Source organism: uncultured Marinobacter sp., from assembly GCF_963974375.1.
In the GTDB taxonomy this organism is placed as follows: domain Bacteria; phylum Pseudomonadota; class Gammaproteobacteria; order Pseudomonadales; family Oleiphilaceae; genus Marinobacter.
Genome location: NZ_CAXBDN010000014.1, coordinates 25,815 through 33,019 on the forward strand (window position 1 = coordinate 25,815; position 7,205 = coordinate 33,019).

6 protein-coding genes are annotated in these 7,205 nt (G+C 51.4%); 3 read left to right on the forward strand and 3 right to left on the reverse strand.

Annotated elements, in window-relative coordinates:
• Positions 1-65 precede the first annotated feature (65 nt).
• Both AAC035_RS02250 and AAC035_RS02255 read left to right on the forward strand, forming a co-directional pair.
• Positions 66-890, forward strand: a complete 825-nt coding sequence (locus AAC035_RS02250; RefSeq protein ID WP_339799570.1) for a MipA/OmpV family protein — start codon at positions 66-68, stop codon at positions 888-890.
• A gap of 319 nt (positions 891-1,209) precedes the next feature.
• Entirely contained in the window at positions 1,210-2,457 is a 1,248-nt protein-coding gene (locus AAC035_RS02255; protein WP_339799571.1) for an outer membrane protein transport protein, read from the forward strand.
• A 29-nt stretch (positions 2,458-2,486) separates the two neighbouring features.
• On the opposite strand, the gene AAC035_RS02260 is transcribed toward AAC035_RS02255, so the two are convergent.
• From AAC035_RS02260 to AAC035_RS02270, 3 genes are all read right to left on the reverse strand, one after another.
• Positions 2,487-4,052 (reverse strand): diguanylate cyclase, encoded by a 1,566-nt coding sequence (locus AAC035_RS02260; protein ID WP_339799572.1) that lies wholly within the window; start codon positions 4,050-4,052, stop codon positions 2,487-2,489.
• Positions 4,053-4,308: 256 nt separating this feature from the next.
• The gene (locus AAC035_RS02265) at positions 4,309-5,235 is read right to left on the reverse strand and encodes a 5'-nucleotidase (protein WP_339799574.1); all 927 of its coding nucleotides are present in this window, start codon (positions 5,233-5,235) and stop codon (positions 4,309-4,311) included.
• 67 nt (positions 5,236-5,302) lie between these two features.
• Complete coding sequence (locus AAC035_RS02270) at positions 5,303-6,154, reverse strand: DUF3883 domain-containing protein (RefSeq protein ID WP_339799576.1); 852 nt, start codon at positions 6,152-6,154, stop codon at positions 5,303-5,305.
• A gap of 240 nt (positions 6,155-6,394) precedes the next feature.
• Here AAC035_RS02270 and AAC035_RS02275 point away from each other — a divergent pair.
• A partial coding sequence (locus AAC035_RS02275) for a methyltransferase domain-containing protein (protein ID WP_339799578.1) occupies positions 6,395-7,205 on the forward strand: 811 nt, incomplete at its 3' end.

The following is a 7,205-nucleotide window of genomic DNA, read 5'->3' on the forward strand; positions in this document are numbered from 1 at the left end:
AAAATAATCATCCATAATGATGATTAAGTCGTAACACCACCTCCTGCTTCATAGGTGTAAAAATCATGAAAAAAACAGTCCTTCAAGTCGTCACAGTTCTTGGTGCTCTTTCATGTTTTGGATCGGCAAATGCGACGGAGGCGAGAACCGCTCTCGTACCGCTTCCCTCTATCGTCGATTTCACAGACGGCGATGGTTGGGGCATTGGGCTTGGGCTGGGCGTTGAATACGAGACCTCTTATGAGGGTTCGGACGAATTCGAGTTTGAGATTGATCCGGCTGGCGGTGTTCAGTGGCGAACGGGTGAACACGTTTTTTTCTGGGCAGGTGAATCAATTGGGTGGCGAACATTGGCCAGGGATAACTGGTTGTTCCAGGCCTCTGTAGGCTACGAAGAAGGCCGTGAAGAGAGTGATTCAGACGATGGAAGGCTGGATGGGTTAGGCGACTCGAGTTCCGGGGTGACATTGCTGGTGGAAGTACGTCATGCCCTTACAGAAGATTGGCGTTACTTCCTGGATGGCCGTGTATTAACAGGAGAAATCGGCACGCTCGGGATTTTCGGCGCAGGAACTTGTTTGGGTTGCCAACCTGACGGCACTGGCTGGGAAATTGGCGCTGTTGTCACGTTCCACGATGGTAAGTTAGCCAACCGCGACTTTGGTGTGAACACACGGCAATCCATAGATTCAGGTCTTCCGGAAACCGATGTTGATAGCGGTTATAGATCAACGGGCGTCAATGTTAACTATCGGAATTACTTGAACAAAAACTGGCAGATCTTCGGTGAAGCTCTTTACGAAGTCTATGGGAGTGACGTTTCAGATAGCCCGATATCCCGGAACAATTATGAAGCGGAGATCGGTGTTGGCTTCATTTATGTTTTTTGATGTTTCACCTTTGTTGGCCTGATGGCATTCATCCTCACTGGAAGCAGTGGAGCTCAATGCCACTGCCTCTTTTGTCAATTGCTGAGGTGATTCGTTGGGCTCGTCATATCCCCCAGAAAGAACACCGCACTGGCGTTCACGCCCCAGTGCGCCAGAATGGTGATAACCCACTCGCTAGACGGCACATCATCTGACTCAGCCTTAAAGAAACGTCAGTTTCAGCCGTTACTCGCTTTACATCAAAACGTTCAGAGCAGATTCCGCATTTACAATGCGTTCCAGGCAATACGCCAGGAGCGCTCAGGTCTCAGGTACCATAATGAAAAAAATAATGCTCTGCGCCTTTGGCCTGTTTGCAGGCACCAGCCATGCCACGAACGGGATCAACCTTATTGGATTTGGTGCCGAATCCACACTCATGGCCGGTGCTGATATTGCCGTGGCCCGTGATACCAGTGCGCTAAATACCAACCCGGCTGGTCTGACCCAGATCGACCACAAACTTTTTGACGGGTATGGCTCGTTATTGCGTATCACCGACTTATCGCACAAAGATCAGTTTGGCAATGACCAGCACGCCAGCAACCGATACACAGGTCTGGGCGGCATGGGCTATGCGCAAAAACTGAGAGATTCGTCCTGCACCGCTGGATTGGGGCTGTTCGCTCAGGGCGGTTCCGGAGGTGTGTTTGAAAATCTGAATACCGCGTTTGGCACCCAGGATGAATATTCTGGTTTGTTTTCCGTCGCCAAACTGACCACTGGCCTGGGCTGTAAAGTGAACGACAAGTGGTCAGTGGGTGGCAGTTTCGGTCTGGTTTATGCCGAGGCAGAACAAAAGATATTCCCCAATACGTCGGTCCCGGGCTTTTCCGGCATTGAGGTAAAAGATGCCAGCAGCTTACGTACCAGTTTCAAAGTGGGCCTTCAGTATCAAGCCACACCAGACCTGACGTTTGCCGCGACTTATACCGGAAAAACAGAACTGCCCCTGACCGGTGGCCAGCTGAAGCTTAATTTGACCAATGATGGGCTGGGCGTTGTGCAATATGACGATGCCACCATAACCGGCCTGGCGTTACCGGAGGAGGTAGCCGTCGGTGCTGCCTATAAAGCCAGTGATAAATGGCTGCTGTCGTTCAAAATAAACTGGATTAACTGGTCGGATGCGATGAAGCAAAATACATTGTTCGCCACCGATCCCGCGATCGCCGGATTGCCCGACATCCGCAGCTCCTCGGCGATGAACTGGAGTGACCAATGGGTGTTTGCCACAGGCGTAGCTTACCGCCAAAGTGAAAAACTGACCTGGTATGCCGGTTATAACTACGGTGAAAACCCGATTCCTGAGGAGAGCACCAATCCACTGGTTGCCGGAATCCTTGATCATCACGTCACTTTTGGTGGACGCTACACCTTCAACCCGGAATGGAGCTTGTCTGCCGGTCTCGAGTACGATTTTCGTAAAAAAGTTGATTACACCAATCCCGAGTTACCGTTTGGTGAGGATGCACAATTGCGCAATGAGGCGTTCTGGCTGCATATGATGATCAGCCGTCGCTGGTAACTGGCTGACATATAGTCGTGTGTGCTTCGTTACACAGATTGTGGGTTTGAATGCCTGCTTTTGTGCAGGTACATACGCTTGTCGGCCAGTATTCGCAGCGATTCAAGACTTGCCGACTCTTTTGCGTTTGCCGATCCATAACTGACATCAGCCTTCTCGAAGCCATTATTCCGCATGTAATGGATGGTATCGGCTATGGCCTGATTGATCGTTTCTGCATCACTATGGCGTGCACAGACAATCGCAAACTCATCGCCTCCCATGCGGTATAGAATACCGGTTTCACCGAGCTCCGAGGAGAGTGTGCCGGAAAACATCTGCAGCATCTCGTCACCTTTATGGTGGCCATAGGTATCGTTATAAAGCTTGAGATTGTCCATATCCAACAGCGTTATCATCCCGCTATCCGAAATTGTCTCCATTGCCAGATCCCAGGCGTATCGATTGGGCAGGCTGGTTAGCGCATCGTGGTGGGCAATTTTCAAGCTGTGTCGCACCAGGGCCAGGTTATGTTCTTTTTCGCGGTAAACCTCGGCAAACTGATAGCCCAGCACCAGGCCAAGCAGCAGGACTTCCACCGTTACCGCCAGTAACCCGATATGTTCCACATATATAGTGAAGACGCCGTCCAGATCTCGACTGGAAATAGCTATGGAGCCAATAATAAAGAAAGCCGCAATCGCCACCAGATAGTAGTAGGCAATCTTGTAGCCTTCGTAGGCCCTTACGATGGCTGCAATCAGGCCGTAGAACATCATCAGACCGACGCCATAGCGCGCGGACTCGATGATCAGGTTTGTATTAAACAGAGCGACCAGCAGCAAGACCCCTAAAAGAAGCATAAAAAGCTTCGCCAACCTATTCAGCCACGGATGGGTCTCGGCTCGTATCTGTAATAAGTGCCGGGCAAACAGAATATAGGCAAAGTTACTCAGTAAGATTGGCCCGCCGACAAAATAGAACCAATGAATGTTGAACAGATTGGGAGTCACCAATAGTGCGGTGCCGTTGTATAAAACATTCATCCAGATAAAAAAGGTGTACATGCTTTCGGTTGTACGCCTTCTGACGAGCGCCAGAATGAGATAATAAACGCCCAAACTTATCAGTATGCCCAGGCTAACCAGGGTAATCACGTTGCCCCATTGTATTGCCTCGCGATAGTTTGCAAGAGAGTCCCAGTAGGGCTGAGGTTCCGCAATGAAATAGGGGGAACTCAATTCGGTTGTGAGCTCATATCTGCCTGGCGGTAACCGGAATTCGCGTCCATGGCGCAAAAAGAACGTATTTCTGGACTCTGACTGGATACCGCCCTGTGCTTCAGCGACGATATTGCCGGCTGTATCGGTCAGGGTGTGATGGAGACGACCCAGAGTGCTGGCGTTTTTGAAATCAATGACGATGATTTCATCCGCATCGGTGACTTCCAGCTCTGATTGAAAGACGAAACGGCCACCAGTCAGAGAGGGCGCATTGATTGTGTTGACGGGTTGTTCAGGGAAACGCCAGTCGGGACCAACCTGATACCACTGACCGAGAAACGTTTGTTGGGCGAAGCTGGTTGCCGGCGAGAGAAGAAACAACAGTCCTGACACGCAAATGAACACAGCCTGTGAGAGTCTCACTCGAAACTGCATTGGCCGCATCATTCAGTGTGATTCGCAGGGCAGGTCTTTTTTCGTATTTCCATCTGGTTAGCCCTTTTTTTTCCTGGCGGATAAAAGAAATCGGCTAAAAGGTTTAATATTTTCAATATATTACGAAATTAACGAGCAAGCACTGTGGCTATCGTACCTGAAAAACTGACCTTTTCGCCACTGTCTGGCCCGCCAACGCAACATTGGCCGCTTCCTAAAGCAGATTCGACACCCCGAATGGAATATGCACCATGGGAATATCCCCGGCTTCCGATTCCAGGTGAGAGCGCTGGTCATCGAAGAACATGTGGGGCTTCAGAACATTGAGAATCCGGTCCTTCTTCATACCCCCCAGAAAAAACACCTCATTGGCATTCACACCCCAGTGCTCCAGGGTGGTAATTACCCGCTCATGGGACGGAGCATTGCGAGCCGTCACGATGGCCGTGCGCAGTACCCGGCGATAACCGGGATCCGCAAGCAGCGCCTGATCCTCCAGCGTCTGTAAATGGGAAATCTTGCGGAACAGGTCAGCCAGCGGACCAGGACTGTGGGGGATATGGGAGCGGGAGGTCTCGTGGGCCTGAAAATCCTCCAGGGAGCGATCCTTGTACACCCGTTCTGACGCGTCATCCGCAATCACTCCGTCAAAATCGAAGGCAATGCGCAACTCCGCATCGTCGGCATCGTCCACCACGTGACTGGGCAGTACCGTACCCGCCGGATACCCGTAGTCGATGGCCTGGGATACATCCCGCTCGTTGGCGGACAAAAACAGCGAGGCATTGAACGCCGGAATATAGGCATAGGGCGACTTGCCCTCCAGAAACGCCGCCCGGCTGATGTCCAGATCGTGGTGATGAATGGAGTGAAACACCCGCTTACCGGTAATGGCCGAATTACGGGACAGCAGAACCACCTCCACCGGACACTGTTCCGGAAATTTCCGGTTGATGCTCAGAAACCGCCGCATGAACGGAAAGGCAACGCCCTTTTCCAGAGGTGTATGCAGGTGCGCCTCCTGATAGGCCCGATAGGCCTTTTCGCCTTGCTCACGGAATACCTGGTCTGATTCGGACAGGTCGAACAGCGCGCTGGAGGCAACGGCGATGACCAGTTTTTGTTCTATGGGGTAGGGCATCTACTTGGCCTAAGATCAAAAATTAGGAAAATCCCATGTACCGAATCCGCCTTGCCTAACACATTTACTAATGCAGCCTGCAGATGAAGCTCACAGGGTCCATCGTGCAATGCTTTGATATGGCTCCCTGAAGCCAGAAAAGCCTGGGCGAGTTTCGAAAATCAAATAACCGGTACAGGTGAAACTGGTCTCGGAAATCTTCCGAAAAAGATATTTCATTGCGTGTGGCATAAAACGGAGTTTCTTTTGCAAATGCCGTTGTTTTTACTTCGATAAATCGTTCTTTCCCCGTCACTTCAAATGAAAGAATATCATATCCAAGCCCGTCTCCCTGCGACTTTGAAACACGGTCAATCCGCTCTGCCAATTTTGGTTTCCCTGCTGATCGAAGTCGGTACTCCTCATAACTTAAGGCGAGAATCTCTCCCGCATCTCCGAGGTCAGCGTTCCGAGCCTCTTGGGCTACATAGTCTCTTTTGGAGGCGGTACGAACCGGGGCATAAGCACCTCGAGGATCCCCAATTTTTTTCGATGGTATAGGGGCATCTACGACAAGGCGTGAAAACTCTATGTCGCTTGGAACAAATGCAGGTTGCTCCACCGCTGACTGGGATACACGATCAAACTCAGGATGTGTATTTATCCAATCCTCAACGTGAATCGCTAAAGCTTCCTGATAATTGCTTCTTGGTTTGTAACCTGCAATCCATAAGCAGTTCAAGTCACGCAGAACAGCGCTGATGTTCTGGTGTTTTAGTTCGACAGCTCCGTTCGTTCGGCCATTAAGTAAGTTCAAAAGCTCCCGTCTATGAGCAGTTTTGTTGTAGGGCTGTCCTGCGAGTTCCAGTGATAGCATTCGCATGTAATCAGCTACCGTCAGGATTATCTCCTGCTCGCTCCAATGATCGCCTTTTGGCATGTTGACTAATCCCCTTTTAACTCATCGCACTACGCCGAATCTAACACCATAGCTTGGTCATTTATAGTTAGATTATTGGTTCTAAGGCGTGTCCAGTTTTCCAACATATCGAGTCCAGGGTACCCGTTCGACATCCATTGAGCTACGCTTTCACCGGCCTATACGGTTGTGTACACAACCGATTCCGGGTGCTATCCGGCGTCCATTTCAAAAGTCAGGACACTTTCAGCGGTAATTTGCATGGCAGTTAGCCCTTACAACCAGAATGCCGAAAAGTTCTTCCACCAATACCAGTCCCTGACTTTCGAGCAGGTTCACGGCGACTGGCTGCCGTTGATTCCCGAAGAATCCGGTCTGGCTCTGGATGTTGGCGCGGGTAGTGGCCGCGATGCTATGGCGCTGGCAGCACGTGGGTGGGATGTTGTGGCTGCAGAGCCGGCGGATGAACTGCGCAAACTCGGGCAGGCGGTCTCGGCTCATCAAAGTATCCAGTGGGTAAATGATAGCCTGCCGGAGCTGGCGGAAATCCGGAAGCTCAGTTATCGCTTTGATCTGATACTCGTATCTGCTGTGTGGATGCATGTTCCGCCGTCATCCCGTGAGCGGGCATTCCGCATTCTGACAGAATTGTTGGCTCCGTCCGGTACCCTGGTAATTACCCTGCGCCATGGCGCAGGGGATGGGGAGCGCGTATTTTACGAGGTCAGCAAGGCGGAACTGGATGGTCTTGCCCGCCACCGCGCGGTCATGCCTGTTCCCGTTGCGGTCAGCGTTACAGAGGATCAGCTTCAGCGACCCGATGTCTGGTGGGAAACCGCCATTTACCGGCTGCCAGATGATGGTACGGGTGCCTTGCCCACGTTGCGCCATATCATCGTGAACGACGACAAATCCTCCACGTACAAGCTGGGTTTGTTGCGGACCTTGGTGCGTCTTGCGGATAGCTCTCCGGGCCTGGTACTCAAACGCTCGGATGACTGGGTGGAGTTGCCCCTGGGTGCGGTTGGTCTGTATTGGCTGATGCTGTATCAGCCGTTGGTGCTTCGGCATG